We start from the raw sequence: 18,587 nt of genomic DNA, 5'->3' as shown, positions 1-18,587 counted from the left end.
TATTTATAAAAAAAGCGCAATTCTGTGCTTATACCCCCTTTCATCTGCAATGAAATTTCGTTATGGTGCGCTAACTTAAGCCAAAACTTTATGCATGTTCCGAGGTGTAAATGCGCCCTATCATCAAATCCAACAAGCTGGATACCGTTTGCTATGACATCCGCGGCCCAGTGCACAAGGAAGCCAGACGTTTAGAAGACGAGGGGCATCGAATCCTCAAACTCAACATTGGTAATCCGGCCCCCTTCGGTTTCGAAGCGCCTGAAGAAATTGTGCGCGATGTGATCCTCAATTTACCCAGTGCCCAAGGCTACTGTGAGTCAAAAGGATTATTCTCTGCCCGTAAGGCCATAGTGCAGCATTATCAAGCCCAAGGGATTTTTGGTGTCGATATTGAAGATATCTATATAGGTAACGGCGTTTCAGAACTCATTATGATGGCAATGCAAGGCTTGCTAAATACCGATGATGAGATCTTAATCCCCTCACCAGACTATCCCCTGTGGACAGCAGCGGCGAATCTCGCGGGCGGCAAGGCTGTGCATTATCGCTGCGATGAAGAAGCGGACTGGTTCCCCGATCTCAACGACATTAAAAGTAAAATTTCATCACGTACCCGCGGCATAGTGCTGATTAACCCGAACAACCCAACCGGAGCGGTATACAGCAGAGAATTACTGCTGCAAGTGGTTGAACTGTGTCGTCAACATGATCTGATCCTTTTTGCCGATGAAATTTACGATAAAATTTTATACGATGAAGCCAAGCATATTCCTGCTGCGGGTCTATCAGATGATATTTTAACTGTTACTTTTAACGGTTTATCAAAGGCTTATCGTGCAGCAGGATTTCGTGTTGGTTGGATGATGTTATCTGGCAATCTTAAAGCTGCTAAAAGTTACATCGAAGGCTTAGAAATGCTGTCCTCGATGCGCCTCTGTGCAAACGTGCCCAATCAACATGCGATTCAAACCGCGCTCGGCGGTTATCAGAGTATTAACGAGCTTATTTTGCCTAATGGCCGCCTCACAGTCCAAAGGGATGCCTGTTACGAATTGCTTAACCAAATTCCAGGTGTGAGCGTTAAAAAACCCAAGGGCGCACTCTATGCCTTCCCTAAACTGGATATGAAGAAATTCAATCTGCGGGATGATGAGCGTTTAGTGCTGGATTTGCTCAGAGAAAAGAAAATTCTGTTAGTGCACGGCACGGCCTTTAACTGGCCTGAGCCTGACCATTTACGAGTGGTTTTCTTGCCCTATAAAGAAGATCTGAAGAAAGCATTTACCGAGTTTGGTGCCTTCCTCGAAAACTATCGGCAGTAAGTTTATCCTCAGTTAACAGTTTGAGTCATAAAGCGATCCTAGTGGTCGCTTTATTTTTAGCTATTTCTTTAAATCCTCTACGCTCATGCTCACGTGTCATCCAAGGCTGTGATAATCTAAGACTTCACTAGCGTCAATACTGCCTATTCACTCGTATCATGTCTTCCATTGCAGCTTGTCGCCTACCGATTTCACTCTTTAGCAGGAAAACTATGAGTCACTTATTTGCGCATTTAGCTCGCATGAAACTTATCCAACGCTGGCCTTTGATGTACAACGTTCGCACTGAAAATGTTCAAGAACACTCGCTGCAAGTTGCCATGGTGGCCCATGCACTGGTGATCATCAGTAATAAGAAATTCGGCACGACGCTCGATCCCCATCAAGCCACGAGTTTGGCGATTTTTCACGATGCCAGTGAAATTCTCACGGGTGACTTACCGACGCCGGTGAAATACTTCAATAAAGAAATTGAAGCCGAGTATAAAAAGATTGAGGCGATTGCCGAGCAGCGCATGTTAGATATGGTACCTGAGGAATTTAAAGAGGATTATCGCAGTCTGTTCATCAGCGATTACGCCGATCCCGTTTACAAGACCATAGTGAAATCGGCTGATACTCTGTGTGCCTATCTTAAATGCCTTGAGGAAAACCGCGCTGGCAACAGTGAATTCAATACCGCCCGTAAGCGTCTCGAAGACATGCTGTCGACGAATCCTGATCCCTCAGTACAGTATTTTATGAGCTGCTTTGTACCCAGTTTCACTTTGAATTTAGACGAAATTAACAAGATGCTTTGATTTTCCACTCTCGCTAGGAATGCATATGACTTCAAGTGTTTGGCAAGAACGCCGTCATGGTGAAGATAAACAACGGCGCTTTGATCACCGCAGCCCTTACCAAAGAGACAGGGCGCGTATTCTCCACTCGGCCGCCTTTCGCCGCCTCCAGGCCAAGACCCAAGTGCTCGGTGTTGGCATGAATGACTTCTATCGCACCCGATTAACCCACTCACTCGAAGTCTCGCAAATTGGCACTGGCATAGCCGCGCAGCTCAGACGCAAATATCCACAACATAAGCAGTTGCTTTGCTCTATGAGCTTATTAGAGTCCTTATGTTTAGCCCACGATATTGGTCATCCTCCCTTCGGCCATGGCGGTGAAGTCGCATTAAATTACATGATGCGCGACCACGGCGGCTTTGAAGGCAATGGCCAAACTTTTCGTATTTTATCGAAACTTGAGCCCTATACCTTAGATTTCGGGATGAACTTATGCCGCCGAACTATGCTCGGCATTTTAAAATACCCCGCGCCGCACTCGAAGCTGTTTGTCGCGGGTGAACATAGTGAAATCACCAACCATAGACAGCTCAAGCCGTCACAATGGCCGCCGGTTAAGGGCATTTTCGACGATGATAACGACATCTTCGCTTGGGTGCTTGAGCCTTTGTCTGAGGCAGATAGCCGTCGTTTTACATCAACGCAGCAAGGTTCACACCCCGCCCTGCACCACTATCCGCATTTGCGAACCCAGTTTAAATCCTTCGATTGCTCAATTATGGAACTGGCAGATGACATCGCCTATGCGGTGCACGATCTCGAAGATGCGATTGTGATGGGCATAGTCACAGCGTCCCAATGGCATCAAGATGTGGCGCCGACACTGACGAACAGCAGTGATGCGTGGATAAAACAAGAGCTGGCAGATATTGGCAACAAGCTATTTTCCCATGAGCATCACCTGCGTAAAGATGCCATAGGCACACTCGTTAATGGCTTTGTCACCGCTATTGTTATCTCAGAAGATGACGTGTTCGAAGAGCCATTATTGCGCTTTAATGCAACATTAGAGCCCGAATTTGCCATTGCGCTCAATGTGCTCAAGCAACTGGTTTATAAATACGTGATCCGTAAACCTGAGATCCAAATGCTCGAATATAAAGGCCAGCAAATTGTGATGGGATTATTTGAAGCCTTCGCTTCCGATCCAGAGCGTTTACTACCACTGAACACCCAAGAGCGCTGGCGCGAAAGTGAGCAACAAGGCTTAAACAGTCACAGAGTGTTGGCGGACTATATTTCAGGAATGACTGATGAGTTTGCAGGCAGACTATATCAGCAGTTGTTTAGCCCAAAAGCCGGCTCAAATGTAGAACTGAGCAAGGAAATGTAGGCAAGCAGGCATTGCGCGGCCCGACTTGCTATAAAGCCAGACTGTTTGTAAATGCTCGTGTTACTGTAAAAACCAGACTTTCTACAGAGTCAGCTATCGCAGCCGTTCTCTATCAAAATGCGAAAGATAAAAGACAAAAAACCACCTCGCGGTGGTTTTTTATTTTGTCACTATTTCAATCTCGATTTATAAAGCGCCGATGGCATCTTTACAAAGTTGAGTAATACGATCCCAATCGCCGTGTTCCATTGCATCCGTTGGCGCAATCCAACTACCACCAATACAATCGACGTTTTTCAGCGCTAAATAATCTTTATAGCTACTAGGCGTAATGCCACCTGTTGGGCAGAAGCGAATATCCGCTAGCGGACCCGAGAAGGCTTTCAGCGCATCAACACCACCCGAAGCTTCGGCTGGGAAGAATTTAAAGTGGGTGTAACCGAGCGCCATCCCCGTCATCACTTCTGAAATGCTCGCAACCCCTGGAATTAAAGGGATTGGACCATGCATACCCGCTTTAAGTAGTTCAACCGTTGCACCTGGGGTAATAATAAACTGCGCGCCAGCGGCAATCGCAAGATCAAGCTGAGCTTCGTTTAGGATAGTCCCTGCACCCACTAAGGCCTCAGGCACTTCTTTGGCGATTTTAGTGATAGCTTCGAGTGCACAAGGCGTACGCAAAGTCACTTCTAACACGCTAATGCCACCGGCAACCAGTGCTCGCGCTAATGGCACCGCATGTTCAATCTTGTTAATCACCATAACAGGAACAATAGGGCTGCGTTTAAAAATATCTTGTGGCTGTAGTGACCAGTTATTCTCAAGCATTGCGTTATTCTTCCTTTGTATTAATAAAGTTCATCGATGGCATTAGTACAACGCGCACCAGTTTCTGGACTACTTAGATTTGAACGTAGCGCACTAAATAACTCGCGGCCCATACCATAACGTGAGCGATGTAAATCCACTATTCCCGCGGCTCTGGTGGCAAGTTCAGCTTCAGATACAAGCAGGCTCAGTTCGCCTGTTAACGCATCGACACGGATCAAGTCGCCATCTTGGACTTTAGCAATTAAACCGCCATCTAAGGCTTCTGGCGTCAAGTGAATGGCCGCAGGGACTTTACCCGACGCGCCAGACATACGACCGTCGGTCAGCAGCGCGACTTTAAAGCCTTTGTCCTGAAGCGTTCCCAATAATGGGGTTAACTTGTGCAGTTCTGGCATACCGTTGGCTTTCGGGCCTTGACCTTTAACCACCACAACACAATCTCTATCCAAAGCACCGGCTTGGAACAAGGCATCGAGTTTATTTTGATCGTCAATCACCACTGCGGGCGCTTCAACGACACGATGTTGTTCTTGTACTGCTGACACTTTGATCACAGCGCGGCCTAAGTTACCTTTGAGTAATTTTAAGCCACCGTTGCCTTGGAAAGGTGATGCGACTGACGTTAACACTTCAGTATCTAAGCTGGTTGTTGGACCATCCACCCAGCGCAGTTCACCGTCAAGCAACCTTGGCTCTTGGGTATAACGGCGTAAACCAAAGCCCGCAACGGTATTCACATCTTCATGCAATAGACCCGCATCGAGCAATTCTTTGATTAAGTACGCCATGCCACCGGCTGCATGGAAATGATTAATATCGGCATGACCGTTTGGATACACGCGCGCCACTAATGGTACAGCATCGGATAATTCAGAAAAATCATCCCAGTTCACAATAATACCGGCAGCACGAGCCGCGGCGACAATGTGCATCGTCAAGTTAGTAGAACCGCCAGTAGCCAAAAGTGCCACAATGCCGTTAACCACAGATTTTTCGCTGACCACTTCACCGATTGGGGTATATTGGGTGCCCATTTCAGTTAAACGGCACACTTGCTTAGCCGCCATCTTATTTAACGCTTCGCGCAGTGGATCGTCAGGATTCACAAAAGATGAGCCAGGTAACTGCAGACCCATCACTTCAAGCATCAACTGATTCGAGTTTGCCGTGCCGTAGAAAGTACAGGTTCCCGCACTGTGGTAAGACTGGGCTTCAGCTTCTAATAGCTGAGCACGGTCTACTTTACCTTGGGCAAATTGTTGACGAATACGGGCTTTTTCTTTGTTCGGGATACCTGATTTCATCGGCCCTGCTGGCACGAATAACATAGGTAAGTGACCAAAGCTTAAGGCACCTATGAGTAAGCCTGGAACGATTTTATCGCAAATGCCGAGCAGTAAAGCGCCATCAAACATGTTGTGAGACAAACCCACAGCCGTTGCCATCGCAATCACTTCACGACTCAGTAAGCTCAATTCCATACCGGGTTGACCTTGAGTCACACCGTCACACATGGCCGGAACACCGCCTGCCACTTGTGCAACACTGCCGACTTCCTGACAGGCTTTTTTCAGCAATTCAGGATAGCTTTCATAGGGTTGGTGCGCAGATAACATATCGTTAAATGCCGTCACTATGCCGATGTTCGCCTTATTCAATTGACGCAATGCATTTTTGTCGTCTGGATTACAGGCGGCAAAACCATGGGCTAAGTTGCCACAGCTCAATGAGCTACGGTGTACACCATGGTTACGGGCATCATTCAATGCGGCGAGATAACCTTCACGTGACGCTTTGCTACGGGCAATAATTCTGTCGGTAACAGCTTGAACTACTGAGTGTATTTCTACTGAGTGCATAGTGACTCCTTAAGCGCTCCAGAACACATCAACGGGCGTTTTACGCTGCGCTAATACGGCTCTGATAGGCATAGCATGGACATCATCACTTTCTAACGCTTGACGATATACGGATAATTTCTGTTCCCCGACCAAGTGCAGATAAATTTGTCTGCTGTTCAGAATCGCACTCTTAGAGAGCGTAATTCTACCATGGGGCGCTGTGGTGGGGTTCGTCGCCACACACAAGGCTTGGGTTGTGAGCGCATTTTCAAGCTCAGCACTGCAGGGAAACCAAGAGCAGGTATGACCATCGTTACCCATGCCTAACACCACCACATCAAAAGGACGTGGGAAGTTAGACAAGGACTCGGCGGCCATATCGGCGCCCGCTTCTGCGGTCGAAAACATGTTTTTTAAACCGCGGAATTTGGCATTCGCCGCACGGTTTTGTAATAAATGTTCACGCACGAGACGCTCATTAGATGCATCGGCGTCGGCTTCAACCCAGCGCTCATCGGCAAGCGTGATATAAACATCACTCCAATCGATGGATTTCATGCTCAATAGTTGAAATAACTTAAGCGGCGTCGAACCACCGGAAACCACTAAGCTCGCTTTTCCGCGGGCATCGACGGCTTCCTGCAACTGGCTCGCAATTCTATTCGCAAGCTGTTGTTCTAACGCACTTGGCGTATCGAAAGATTTGAATACGGTTTCTTTAATCATCAAAGTCTCCTACTCGTCCCACGAACGGCCATCTTTGGTGATCAAAGCAACTGACGCAACTGGACCCCAAGTACCCGCAGGATAAGGTTTTGGTTTTTCGTTGCTTTGTTCCCACGATTGGATAATGCCATCCACCCAGGTCCATGCCTGTTCGACTTCGTCACGGCGCACGAACAGCGCTTGATTACCGAGCATAGCTTCGAGTAATAGACGCTCATAGGCATCGGCGATACGTTCATTTTTAAAGGTATCGGAGAAGCTCAAATCGAGTTTAGTGGTTTGTAGACGTTGTTTTTGCTCCAAACCTGGCACTTTGTTCATCATCTGGATTTCAACCCCTTCATGGGGCTGCAGACGGATCGTCAGCTTGTTCGGTGGCAGATTACGGTAGCTTGAGCGATATAAGTTATGCGGTGGGTTTTTGAAATACACCACAATTTCAGAGCTCTTAAACGGCATACGTTTACCGCTACGTAAATAGAAAGGCACGCCCGCCCAACGCCAGTTGTCGATATCCACACGAATAGCCACAAAGGTTTCTGTGTGTGATTGAAGGTTGGCGCCTTCTTCTTCTAAATAACCCGGGACTGGGCTGCCCTTTAAGAAGCCTGCGCTGTACTGACCGCGTACGGTATTTTCATACACATTGTCAGAATTAATCGGACGCAGTGATTTCAGCACTTTAACTTTTTCATCACGGATGCTGTCAGCGTCCAAGTTAACAGGTGGGTCCATGGCAACGAGCGTTAACACTTGCAGCAAATGGTTTTGGATCATATCGCGCATCTGACCCGCTTTGTCGAAGTAACCCCAACGGCCTTCGATGCCCACTTCTTCTGCGACTGTGATCTGGACGTGGTCAATCGTACGGTTGTCCCACTTAGAGGCAAATAAAGAGTTAGCAAAACGCAGTGCAATCAAGTTCTGTACGGTTTCTTTACCTAAGTAATGGTCGATACGGTAAACCTGACGTTCTTTGAAGTAAGCGGAAACTTGGTCATTGATAACACGAGAAGAGTCTAAATCTGAGCCGATGGGCTTTTCGAGCACCACGCGTGAATCTGGGTGGATAAGATCTTGTTCATGCAAACAACGGCATATATCGCCGAATATTGCAGGTGGCGTAGCAAAGTAACTGACCATAACGCGCTCTTCTGGTTTGAGCAGATCATGGAAGGCACTGTAGCCCGCTGAATCGGTAAAGTTAGTGCCTATATAGTGGCAGCGGGACAGGAAACGTTGGAGAGTCTCTTCGCACAAAGGCTCTTTCACGAAGGTGTTTAATGCAAGCGTGACTAATTCGATAAACTCATCTTGAGTAAACTCGTCTTTCGCGACACCGATCACTTTCGTATCTTTATCGAGAAGTTCAGCTTTATCTAGCTGGTATAAAGAAGGTAACAACTTGCGTCGTGCCAAATCGCCTTTAGTACCAAAGAGTACGAAGTCACAAGCTTTGGCGCCTGATGTTGTTTTGCCCATTGCGTTACGATCTCCTTTGTATGTCGTGTCCCTTCATGTCGATGAAGAAATCCACACTTTTGTTGTAATATAACAACAGAATTTGTTAAATGCATCTATTTTTATAAATATTAACATTCTTGCTAACTAGTCACTTGCTGCATAAATCTGATATGCTTTTTGTGCTTAAATTACTGAAGGTAGTAAAGTCTTATTTCAAAATTGTACTGAAAAGTTACTACATAGAGTCTATTAGTGGGCCGCCAGTCTTGATCTGCTCCCACGAAATAAAAATAAATAAAATTACATTCTCAATTTAGCGGACATACGCGTATGAATACCCTAGAAAAGGTTCAAAAAAGCCTCACCCATTTTAGTAAATCAGAACGCAAAGTTGCAGAGGTGATCTTAGCATCACCACAGACAGCTATACATTCTAGCATTGCCACACTGGCTAAGATGGCAGATGTCAGTGAACCTACTGTGAATCGTTTCTGCCGCCGCTTAGATACTAAAGGTTTCCCTGATTTTAAGTTACATCTAGCACAAAGTCTTGCGAACGGTACACCTTATGTGAGCCGCCACGTTGAAGAAGATGATTCGACTGAGTCTTACACGACAAAAATATTCGAATCTTCAATGGCTTCGCTCGATACCGCACGTCAAAGCCTAGACATTTCAGCCATTAATAAAGCCGTTGATATTCTCACTCAAGCTAAGACTATTTCCTTTTTTGGCCTAGGCGCATCCGCTTCAGTTGCCCATGACGCGCAAAATAAATTCTTCCGCTTTAATGTCCCTGTCATCTGTTTTGACGATGTTCTAATGCAACGCATGAGCTGTATTAACAGTAATGAGGGCGATGTGGTGGTATTGATTTCCCACACTGGCCGCACTAAGTCATTGATTGAAATAGCGCGTTTAGCGAGAGAAAATGGTGCAGCTGTGATTGGTATTACTGCCCGCAACTCGCCTTTGTCAATGGAATGTACACTGCCCGTGACAATGGAAGTGCCAGAAGATACTGACATGTATTTACCTATGGCCTCGCGTTTAGCCCAATTAGTCACTATAGATGTATTGGCAACGGGTTTTACCTTACGTAGAGGCCCACGTTTCCGCGATAATTTGAAACGAGTGAAAGAAGTGTTAAAAGAGTCTCGCATCAATAAAGATCCGATACTGTAACTCACTTCCTTTTCTAAAAATGGCTAGCGTTGATCCTTAACCTAGCCATTTATCGTGCAAATATCAGCGATACCTCACAATTTTCATACATAACTTTAGATCAATTTGATTGTAACTTTACTACAAAATTTGGAATTGCATGGTAATATAGTCCCAAGATTTTTTTTAACTTTAACGGAGTATCCTTATGTTCCGCAGAACCAAAATCGTCACCACTCTAGGTCCCGCTACCGATCGTGATGATAACCTACGCCGCATCATCGCGGCAGGTGCAAACGTTGTACGTCTTAATTTCTCCCACGGTTCCCCCGAAGATCATCTAAAACGAGCAACTCAAGCGCGCGAAATCGCTAAAGAGTTAGGCGTTCATGTGGCCATTCTTGGTGACTTACAAGGCCCTAAAATCCGCGTTTCTACTTTCAAAGACAATAAGAAAGTACAACTCGTATTAGGTCAAGCCTATGTACTTGATGCCGAGTTAGCCAAAGGTGAAGGCGACGAGACCAAAGTGGGTATCGATTACAAGCAATTGCCAGACGATGTGACTGTTGGCGATATCCTGATGTTAGATGATGGCCGTGTTCAATTACGCGTTGAGCGTGTTGAAGGCCGTAAAGTGCATACCACAGTGACTGTGGCAGGCCCTTTATCTAACAACAAAGGTATTAACAAACAAGGCGGCGGACTTTCTGCTGCTGCGCTGACCGAAAAAGACAAGGCTGACATTCTCACTGCAGCAATGATCCAAGTGGATTATTTAGCCGTGTCTTTCCCGCGCAGTGGTGCTGACTTGGACTATGCACGCGATCTTGCCCGTCAAGCCGGTTGTAATGCGTTGATCGTTGCTAAAGTTGAACGTGCTGAAGCGGTTGCGACCGATGCCGCTATGGATGATGTTATCTTAGCGTCTGACGTTGTTATGGTTGCCCGTGGTGACTTAGGTGTTGAAATTGGTGATGCTGCACTCGTTGCAGTACAAAAGAAGTTAATCGCCCGTTCACGCCAACTGAATAAAGTCGTCATCACTGCCACCCAGATGATGGAATCGATGATTTCAAGCCCAATGCCAACCCGCGCCGAAGTGATGGACGTGGCGAACGCTGTGCTTGATGGTACCGATGCTGTGATGTTATCTGCTGAAACTGCTGCCGGTGACTTCCCAGAAGAAACCGTTAAGGCAATGGCAAACGTGTGTGTTGGCGCTGAATCTCACCCAAGTGTGATTGTGTCTAAGCATAGATTAGATGTGCGTTTCACTTCAGTTGAAGAGACCATTGCGCTATCAACTATGTATGCAGCAAACCACCTAGAAGGCGTTAAGGCGATTATCGCTCTGACTGAATCGGGTGCAACACCACAGTTAATGTCTCGTATCAGTTCTTCACTGCCAATCTTAGGTTTATCACGTCACGCAACAACCTTAGCCAAAATGGCCTTGTACCGCGGCGTGTTGCCAATCTACTTCGATTCAACGATCCACCCAGCCGATGAGCTAGCGCAAAAAGCGTTAGAAGCATTAACAGCGGCTGGTTATTTGAATAGCGGTGATATGGTATTAATGACCAAAGGCGATGCAATGGAAACCATCGGCGGCACTAACACCTGTAAAGTGTTGATCGTAGCTTAAGTTGCTTAAGAGCTTCTTCTAACAACTCAAGCTCGTTAGAAAAAAGCCAATAAAAAACCACCTCATGAAGGTGGTTTTTTTATATTGACTGTTTTCTGTAAGTGCTTATTTCTGTTGATGAAGATTTGTTGGTCTCTCATTTCAGAGGGAAATCCAAACGGCCTAAGCGGCTTAGCTATCGAACTTAACACCGCTTAGACCAAACTGCACTAACATTAAACGCTAACATCAAACACTAACAATCACTATAACGCTTCAAAATCATTCACATTAATTGCCGCTAAGCGCAGCTTATCAGCATGCTGTAACTTTTGTTCTTCGTCGGCAGTGATAACGCCAGTCTCGAGTGCTTTTGCAAACAAGACTAGATTCGGCACTTTTGCTGGCAACTCACCGGCACGCTGCGCTTTCTTCAGTTTTTTATAGATATCTTTACAGGCATATTGCGCGATAAATGCTTGCTCTACTTCAGCAATACCGCCCTTATCCCCTTCAAATTCAGGACATAAGAAAGTAATACGTTCACGAGCAGGGCCAGGCTTCAACATACCGCTAACTAAATCGGTCGCCATTTTGTCGCTCGGTGCAGTGAAGTGATTACCCAGTGGAAAAATTAAGCCGCGCAGTAACCAGGCCACAGGACGGCTCGGGAAGTTACGAATCGTGTCTTCCAACGCTTTAGCCGCCAAGTGCAAACGATTGGCCATTACATAACGTACCGCAGGCAAATCGTCCTGTTGACGGCCATTATCTTCAAATAACTTCAAGGTCGCTGAGCCTAAATACAACTGGCTGAGCACATCACCCATACGTGCAGACAGCATTTCTTTGCGTTTTAAATCGCCGCCCATGATCAGCATTGATAAATCTGTCATTAAGGCTAATGCAGACGAAATACGCGACATATCTTTATAGTACTGCTTAGTTTCACCGCTCACTGGCGCACTGCCAAAACGGCTACCGCTTAACGCGCTAAACAAAGCACTGAAAGCATTACGCGTGGCATAACCCATATGACCCATTAATAACGCATCAAAACGCTCTAAGGCTTCATGTTGGTTTTCCATCGCTGCGGCTTCCATTTCGGCAAGTACGTAAGGATGGCAGCGAGTCGCACCTTGACCAAAAATCATCAACGAGCGGGTTAGAATATTCGCGCCTTCCACAGTGATCGAAATTGGATTCGACATATAAGGGTGGCCTAAATAGTTTTTAGGTCCTAATTGAATGCCCTTACCCGATTGAATATCCATGGCATCGTTCATCACTGAACGGCCTAATTCAGTCATGTGGTACTTAGCTATCGCGGTCACGACCGAAGGTTTGACTTTAAGATCGATACCCGTGGTTGTTAAACGGCGTGCGGCTTCTAACTGATAAGTGTTGGCAATAATACGCGCCAGCGCTTCTTGCACTCCTTCAAACTGACCAATTGCCATACCAAACTGGTGACGCACATAGCTGTAAGCCGTTGTCGTCTTAGTCGCCATGTGACCAGAAGCCGTTGCCAATGCTGGCAATGAAATACCGCGGCCCGCTGACAAACACTCAACCAGCATACGCCAGCCTTTACCTGCAAACTCAGGGCCACCGATAATCCAATCGAGCGGGATAAACACTTCTTTACCTTGAGTAGTACCGTTCATAAACGCCATACCCAGCGGATTATGACGACGACCAATCACCACACCAGGATGATCCGTTGGGATCAACGCACAGGTAATGCCTAAGTTTTTCTTATCGCCAAGCAGACCTTCAGGATCGCGCATTTGGAACGCTAACCCCAGAACTGTTGCTACAGGCGCCAGCGTGATATAACGCTTATCCCATGTTAGTTTAAGCCCAAGCATTTCTTCGCCGTTGAAAGTATCACGACACACAATACCGACATCGGGGATAGCGCCGGCATCACTGCCCGCTTCTGGACCAGTTAACGCAAAACAAGGAATTTCATCGCCTTTAGCCAAAGCAGGTAACCAACGTTCTTTCTGCTCGCTCGTACCATAGTGGGTCAGCAACTCACCAGGACCTAAAGAGTTCGGCACCATCACAGTCACAGCGGCGCTTACGCTACGGCTGGCTAATTTGCTGACAATGGTCGAGTTTGCATAGGCAGAGAAAGCTTTACCACCAAATTTCTTCGGAATGATCAGTGCGAAGAAACCTTCTTTCTTAAAGTATTCCCACAGCTCCGGCGGTAAATCCTTGCGGTTATGCACTATGTCGAAATCATCGATCATCGTCAGTGCTGTCATTACTTGATTATCAATAAAGTCTTTTTCTTCAGCTGTCAGCGTCGGCTTACCGTAGCTGTGCAAGGTATTCCAGTTAGGATTTCCGCGAAATAACTCCCCTTCCCACCAGACATCACCGGCTTCCATCGCTTCGCGCTCGGTATCTGAAAGTGGCGGCAAGACCTTCTTGAAAAAACTAAAAACTGGGCGGGTAATAAACTGCATCCGGATATTTTTCACCGCAAACAACACGACAATGGCTATCAGGGCAAGAATTATAATCGTCAACATTATCAAGACCTTTTAATTAAGAAGAAACGGGGACTGATACACCAGCCGCCATGTAGGGGATCACTTTACGGATCACGGCTTCGATGTCGTTATGCTCACCAAACTCAGCAGCAGCAATGTCATTTAGGGCATCAGCGGACGCCATAGTGAACACGATAGTGCCTAAGGTAAAGTGTAAGCGCCAAAACATTTCAGCGGGTGGAATATGTGGTGCACTGGCCGAAACGGCTTTAACAAAAGCATCGAGATGCTGGCCGTAATGGGTAGTAATAAACCAACGTAAATGCCCTTGGCTTTCGATATAGCCACGGCCTAAAAGCTGCAGGAAGATCGTGGTGCCTTCGGTACGTAGCGCGTTTAAATCCAATAAAGGATCGACCAAAGAAGACAGGATCTCTTCGAGTGTAGCTTGTGCTGGAGCGGCATTTAAACGGTGAATTTGGCTTGAAGCAGCAGGCATAAATACGTCTAAATAGCGGGCTAACACTGCACGGATCAGCTCTTTTTTAGAACCAAAGTGATAATTGACCGATGCTAAATTCACCTCAGCTTTGCTGGTAATGAGTCGCAAGGAAGTCTCAGAAAAGCCCCGTTCGGCGAACAGTTTTTCTGCGGCATCAAGTATTCTAGTTTTTGTATCGGATCGACTTGCCATTCCGTGACCTTGAATTAATTTAAAACACTCGTTTAAATTAAACATTGGCACCACGGATGTCAAACTAAAATTGGACAAATTCATCGCTTTCTAGTCTGTGATACAAGCGGTATGTCGTACATGTCCGAATAAGTGTTAAAAACAAGTCAATTAACCCTTGTGCAATAACCCTGTGGTTTAGGTAAACTGTGTAACACAAAAACAACAAGGACAACTAGACATGGTTATTTCATTGAATCGTCGCAGTAAAATCGCCCTCACAGTGGCACTCGCGCTAGGATTAACGGCCTGTAATGATGCACAAAGTAAAACAGACAAGACAGACAAAACAGCTACAGCAGAAGCAGCTGTCATCAATACCGCCCCAGATAAAGCACAAGCCATTGCTTTTATTAATGATGCTGAAGCCAAGATGGCCGAATTATCGATTGAATCTAATCGCGCCGAGTGGATTTACAGCAACTTTATTACTGATGATACCGCGGCCCTGTCTGCCGCAGTCGGCGAAAAGGTCAGTGCCGCGTCGGTAAAATTTGCAACCGAGGCGGCGAAGTACGCCAATGTGCAACTCGATCCCGTAAATGCCCGCAAGCTCAATATACTGCGCAGTGCGTTAGTGTTACCCGCGCCGCTCGATCCTGCGAAGAATACCGAGCTGGCGCAAATTAGTTCGGAATTAAATGGCTTATACGGCAAAGGAAAATACTGTTTTGCCGACGGCAAGTGTATGACTCAGCCTGAGCTATCGAGCTTAATGGCCGAATCACGTGATCCCGTAAAATTACTGGAAGCGTGGAAAGGCTGGCGTGAAATAGCTAAACCCATGCGCCCCTTGTTTCAACGCGAAGTTGAACTGGCCAATGAAGGCGCGAAGGATCTTGGTTATGCCAACCTGTCTGAACTATGGCGCAGTCAATACGATATGAAGCCCGATGACTTTTCACAGGAACTCGACCGTCTTTGGGGCCAAGTTAAGCCACTTTATGAGTCCTTGCACTGCTACGTACGGGGAGAATTGAATAAAGAGTACGGCGATACCGTCGCACCTACCACTGGACCCATCCCGGCACACTTACTTGGCAACATGTGGGCCCAGCAATGGGGTAATGTGTATGATCTCGTCGCCCCTGACAATGCTGATCCGGGTTACGATGTCACTGAGTTACTCGCAAATAAAGGCTATGACGAGCATAAAATGGTGAAACAAGCCGAAGGCTTCTTCACATCATTAGGGTTCGCACCATTGCCAGAAAGTTTTTGGGCGCGTTCTCTATTCGTTCAGCCAAAGGACCGTGATGTGGTTTGTCACGCTTCGGCATGGGATCTCGATAATCTCGACGATATTCGCATTAAAATGTGTATCCAAAAAACTGCCGAAGATTTTAGCGTTATCCACCACGAACTTGGGCATAACTTCTATCAACGCGCTTATAAGCAACAACCCTTCCTGTTTAAAAACAGCGCTAACGATGGTTTCCATGAAGCAATTGGTGACACAATAGCACTGTCGATCACGCCAAGCTATTTAAAGCAAATCGGCTTATTAGAAGAAGTACCTGATGCATCTAAGGATATCGGCCTCTTACTAAAACAAGCCTTAGACAAAATTGCTTTCTTGCCCTTTGGCCTGATGATAGATCAGTGGCGCTGGAAAGTGTTTAGCGGCGAAATCACGCCCGCCCAATATAACCAAGCTTGGTGGGATCTGAGGGAAAAATACCAAGGCGTCAAAGCACCGACTGAACGTAGTGAAGCAGATTTTGATCCGGGTGCTAAATACCATGTACCAGGCAATGTACCCTACACCCGTTACTTCCTAGCGCATATTTTGCAATTCCAATTCCATCAAGCACTGTGTGAAACTGCAGGCGATAAAGGTCCGGTACACAGATGCAGTATTTATGGCAATCAAGCCGCGGGAGAGAAACTCAATAAGATGCTCGAGTTAGGCTTAAGTAAACCTTGGCCAGAAGCATTGAAAGAAGTCACCGGTAAAGAAGCCATGGATGCAAAAGCGGTGCTCGATTACTTCGCCCCACTTAAAACATGGTTAGATGAGCAAAATACCACCGCAAACCGCCAGTGTGGTTGGTAAGGGTTCATTAAATCATCACCCAATAACATAAAACAAAATGCCCAATAAAATTGGGCATTTTTATTCAATACTTATCTGTTTAATCTAACGCCATCCCATGCCTTTACGATTGGCTTCACGGTTTTCAAGCTTGAGCTGTTCTGACTTAGTTAACATCACATAAAGTGCCCCAGCACCGCCCTGCTCGGTTTTCGCCGAATGATAGGCAAGCACCATATCGAGTTGTGATAACCAATAGCACACAGCGGATTTGAGCAATCCCGCAAAGGGTTGACTCTGATAGCCTTTACCGTGGATCAACATGACACAGCGTTCACCATGTGCCTGCGCTGCAAGTAAATAGTTAAGGACGGCATCACGAGCTTGGTTTAACCGATAAGCATGCACATCAAGCTCCATCTTGATGCTGTATTGCCCCATTCGGAGTCGTTTAAAAACACCGCTTTGTACTCCCTCACGCTTAAAGCTCACAATGTCATCTGGCGCTTGCTGTGGAAACGCTTTTAAATCCAGTGGCATACACGCTAGGAAGGCTTCCCGTTCTAAAGCATCGCGTCTGTGTATTTGCTCAGCCGTCAACGCTTTCGGTGCTAAATTTACCACTGGCATATCGCCTTTTAGTGGTACGACTCCAGCCATTTCCTCAAAAAACAGTGCTGATTCATCATCCAGCATGGCAAGCTCCTTTACTTCACACTCTTGTACAGAAACACACTTTGTAAACATTCAACGCTTTAGTTCAGCGGGCGCCTCCATTATAGTGACGCCATGATTGCCAGATTAGAATAAAGTAATGAAATTTTTACCGCTAGTCCTGATGTGCTTATTGTCACTACCAAGCTTAGCCAATCCAGCTAAAACTCATACAAAATCCACTGATGATCAATTGATCAATGCTAATTACCCTTTGTTTATTAGTGCTTTTAATCAATTGTCCCCCGAGGTGACCCGTGAGATTTACGCTGATGACGCTAGCTACTTATCTGAAAGTCAAAGTAAAGAAATTTACTATGGACGAGACAATATTGTCGCCATTTACAAGAAGTTTTTCGATAAAATCCGCGCCAAAAAAGCCACTATCGACGTGGATTTTCGCATTACTAAACGCAAAATTATCGGTAATGGTGCCATAGATACAGGCTATTATTTGGTTCGATTTTACCCGGCACAAGAAACTGGCGAACCTGTGAGTGAATTTGCGGGCAAATTTGCTATTGGTACAGAAAAAGTCTCATCCACCCAATGGAAAGTGAGCTTAGATACCAATAACCGCGCAGAACCTAGCTATTATCTGAATGCGAAACCGGTACCTAACTTATATTATGGTCGCCAATTTCCGCCTTTACCTGCGGGTAAAAAATTACCCTAATGTTAATGCCGATTACGTTTAAATGGACTATCTCACATCTAGCGCATTTAGATAGAAATCGAATAAATTTAAACAAATACAATTAAATTAAAGATTTAGCTAACATGACTACAACTAAGCAAACCTGCCCCTGTGGTAGTGGGCTAAGCTACCAAGATTGCTGTGGTCCACTGCATACGCATGTAGACTCTGGGCAAGAGATTGCCCGTACTCCTGAACAGCTTATGCGCTCACGCTACTGCGCATTTGTATTGAAAAATTTTGATTACATTTTAAAAACACATCATCCAGACTATCTAAATGGCCTTACTCTCACGAGCCTCAATGCTGGTCCTCACCCACATTGGTTAGGATTAGATATACAGAGCAGTACTGAAACACCAAGCCACAATGCTCAAGCGGCGATAGCTGAACAACGACATGGCACAGTTACCTTTAAAGCTTGGTATAAGCTCGATGGTGAAATTGATGCTATCTATGAGCGATCCGAATTTATCTACCAAGCAAGTCGCTGGTATTACAGCCAAGGCCAGCAAATGACGGCTAAATTACCCGGTAGAAATGACCTCTGTATTTGCCATAGTGGCAAAAAATTCAAACAATGCTGCTTAAAATCTTAATAGGTATACAGTGCTGAGCTGCACTGGAGAATGACGGTGAAGGTTTATAGTGCTGATTGAACAAGCACAGAGATGAATAATAAAGGCAACCTAGATTACAAACCTAGGTTGCCTTTATTTTATCGTGAGCAGCACATTTGAAATAATTG

General features: G+C 45.9%; 15 protein-coding genes. 8 read left to right on the top strand and 7 right to left on the bottom strand.

Annotated elements, in window-relative coordinates; all coding sequences use genetic code 11:
• Positions 1-110 precede the first annotated feature (110 nt).
• From HGO26_RS11305 to HGO26_RS11295, 3 genes are all read left to right on the top strand, one after another.
• Positions 111-1,325: a pyridoxal phosphate-dependent aminotransferase gene (locus HGO26_RS11305; protein ID WP_105252462.1), complete on the top strand. Its 1,215-nt coding sequence runs from the start codon at positions 111-113 to the stop codon at positions 1,323-1,325.
• A gap of 212 nt (positions 1,326-1,537) precedes the next feature.
• Entirely contained in the window at positions 1,538-2,125 is a 588-nt protein-coding gene (gene yfbR / locus HGO26_RS11300; RefSeq protein WP_168825242.1) for a 5'-deoxynucleotidase, read from the top strand.
• A gap of 25 nt (positions 2,126-2,150) precedes the next feature.
• Positions 2,151-3,500, top strand: coding sequence for an anti-phage deoxyguanosine triphosphatase (locus HGO26_RS11295; RefSeq protein WP_168825240.1), 1,350 nt, complete (start codon positions 2,151-2,153; stop codon positions 3,498-3,500).
• A 186-nt stretch (positions 3,501-3,686) separates the two neighbouring features.
• Here the strand turns inward: HGO26_RS11295 and HGO26_RS11290 are convergent, their stop codons facing one another.
• The 4 genes from HGO26_RS11290 to zwf are packed head-to-tail and all read right to left on the bottom strand — an operon-like array spanning position 3,687 to position 8,380.
• Entirely contained in the window at positions 3,687-4,328 is a 642-nt protein-coding gene (locus tag HGO26_RS11290) for a bifunctional 4-hydroxy-2-oxoglutarate aldolase/2-dehydro-3-deoxy-phosphogluconate aldolase (RefSeq protein WP_028759995.1), read from the bottom strand.
• 20 nt (positions 4,329-4,348) lie between these two features.
• Positions 4,349-6,175: a phosphogluconate dehydratase gene (edd, locus tag HGO26_RS11285; protein WP_028759996.1), complete on the bottom strand. Its 1,827-nt coding sequence runs from the start codon at positions 6,173-6,175 to the stop codon at positions 4,349-4,351.
• 24 nt (positions 6,176-6,199) lie between these two features.
• The gene (gene pgl, locus HGO26_RS11280) at positions 6,200-6,898 is read right to left on the bottom strand and encodes a 6-phosphogluconolactonase (RefSeq protein ID WP_105252460.1); all 699 of its coding nucleotides are present in this window, start codon (positions 6,896-6,898) and stop codon (positions 6,200-6,202) included.
• 9 nt (positions 6,899-6,907) lie between these two features.
• Positions 6,908-8,380: a glucose-6-phosphate dehydrogenase gene (zwf, locus tag HGO26_RS11275; RefSeq protein ID WP_028759998.1), complete on the bottom strand. Its 1,473-nt coding sequence runs from the start codon at positions 8,378-8,380 to the stop codon at positions 6,908-6,910.
• Between the two features lie 312 nt (positions 8,381-8,692).
• Between zwf and HGO26_RS11270 the strand changes: the two genes are divergently transcribed.
• Both HGO26_RS11270 and pyk read left to right on the top strand, forming a co-directional pair.
• Positions 8,693-9,547 (top strand): MurR/RpiR family transcriptional regulator, encoded by an 855-nt coding sequence (locus HGO26_RS11270; RefSeq protein ID WP_006081563.1) that lies wholly within the window; start codon positions 8,693-8,695, stop codon positions 9,545-9,547.
• Between the two features lie 187 nt (positions 9,548-9,734).
• Positions 9,735-11,174, top strand: a complete 1,440-nt coding sequence (pyk, locus tag HGO26_RS11265) for a pyruvate kinase (protein WP_168825238.1) — start codon at positions 9,735-9,737, stop codon at positions 11,172-11,174.
• 245 nt (positions 11,175-11,419) lie between these two features.
• Here pyk and HGO26_RS11260 read toward each other — a convergent pair whose 3' ends face one another.
• Positions 11,420-13,699 carry an acyl-CoA dehydrogenase gene (locus tag HGO26_RS11260; protein WP_168825236.1) on the bottom strand — a complete coding sequence of 760 codons (2,280 nt, stop codon included), beginning with the start codon at positions 13,697-13,699 and terminating at the stop codon, positions 11,420-11,422.
• A gap of 16 nt (positions 13,700-13,715) precedes the next feature.
• On the bottom strand, positions 13,716-14,354 hold the full coding sequence (psrA, locus tag HGO26_RS11255; protein WP_028760001.1) for a TetR family transcriptional repressor PsrA: 639 nt from the start codon (positions 14,352-14,354) through the stop codon (positions 13,716-13,718).
• 220 nt (positions 14,355-14,574) lie between these two features.
• Between psrA and HGO26_RS11250 the strand changes: the two genes are divergently transcribed.
• Positions 14,575-16,449: a M2 family metallopeptidase gene (locus tag HGO26_RS11250; protein WP_168825234.1), complete on the top strand. Its 1,875-nt coding sequence runs from the start codon at positions 14,575-14,577 to the stop codon at positions 16,447-16,449.
• Positions 16,450-16,533: 84 nt separating this feature from the next.
• On the opposite strand, the gene smrA is transcribed toward HGO26_RS11250, so the two are convergent.
• Positions 16,534-17,124, bottom strand: coding sequence for a DNA endonuclease SmrA (smrA, locus tag HGO26_RS11245; protein WP_168825232.1), 591 nt, complete (start codon positions 17,122-17,124; stop codon positions 16,534-16,536).
• Positions 17,125-17,242: 118 nt separating this feature from the next.
• Here smrA and HGO26_RS11240 point away from each other — a divergent pair, with 118 nt between their 5' ends.
• Both HGO26_RS11240 and HGO26_RS11235 read left to right on the top strand, forming a co-directional pair.
• A complete protein-coding gene (locus HGO26_RS11240; RefSeq protein ID WP_028760004.1) occupies positions 17,243-17,818 on the top strand; it encodes a DUF4440 domain-containing protein in 576 nt (191 codons plus the stop codon).
• A gap of 104 nt (positions 17,819-17,922) precedes the next feature.
• A complete protein-coding gene (locus HGO26_RS11235) occupies positions 17,923-18,438 on the top strand; it encodes a YchJ family protein (RefSeq protein ID WP_168825230.1) in 516 nt (171 codons plus the stop codon).
• The last annotated feature ends 149 nt before the right edge of the window (positions 18,439-18,587 follow it).

It is taken from the genome of Shewanella oncorhynchi (assembly GCF_012584455.1).
Classification (GTDB): Bacteria; Pseudomonadota; Gammaproteobacteria; order Enterobacterales; family Shewanellaceae; genus Shewanella; species Shewanella oncorhynchi.
The sequence above is the reverse complement of the archived record's forward strand: the minus strand, read 5'-3'. Positions and strand labels throughout refer to the sequence as shown.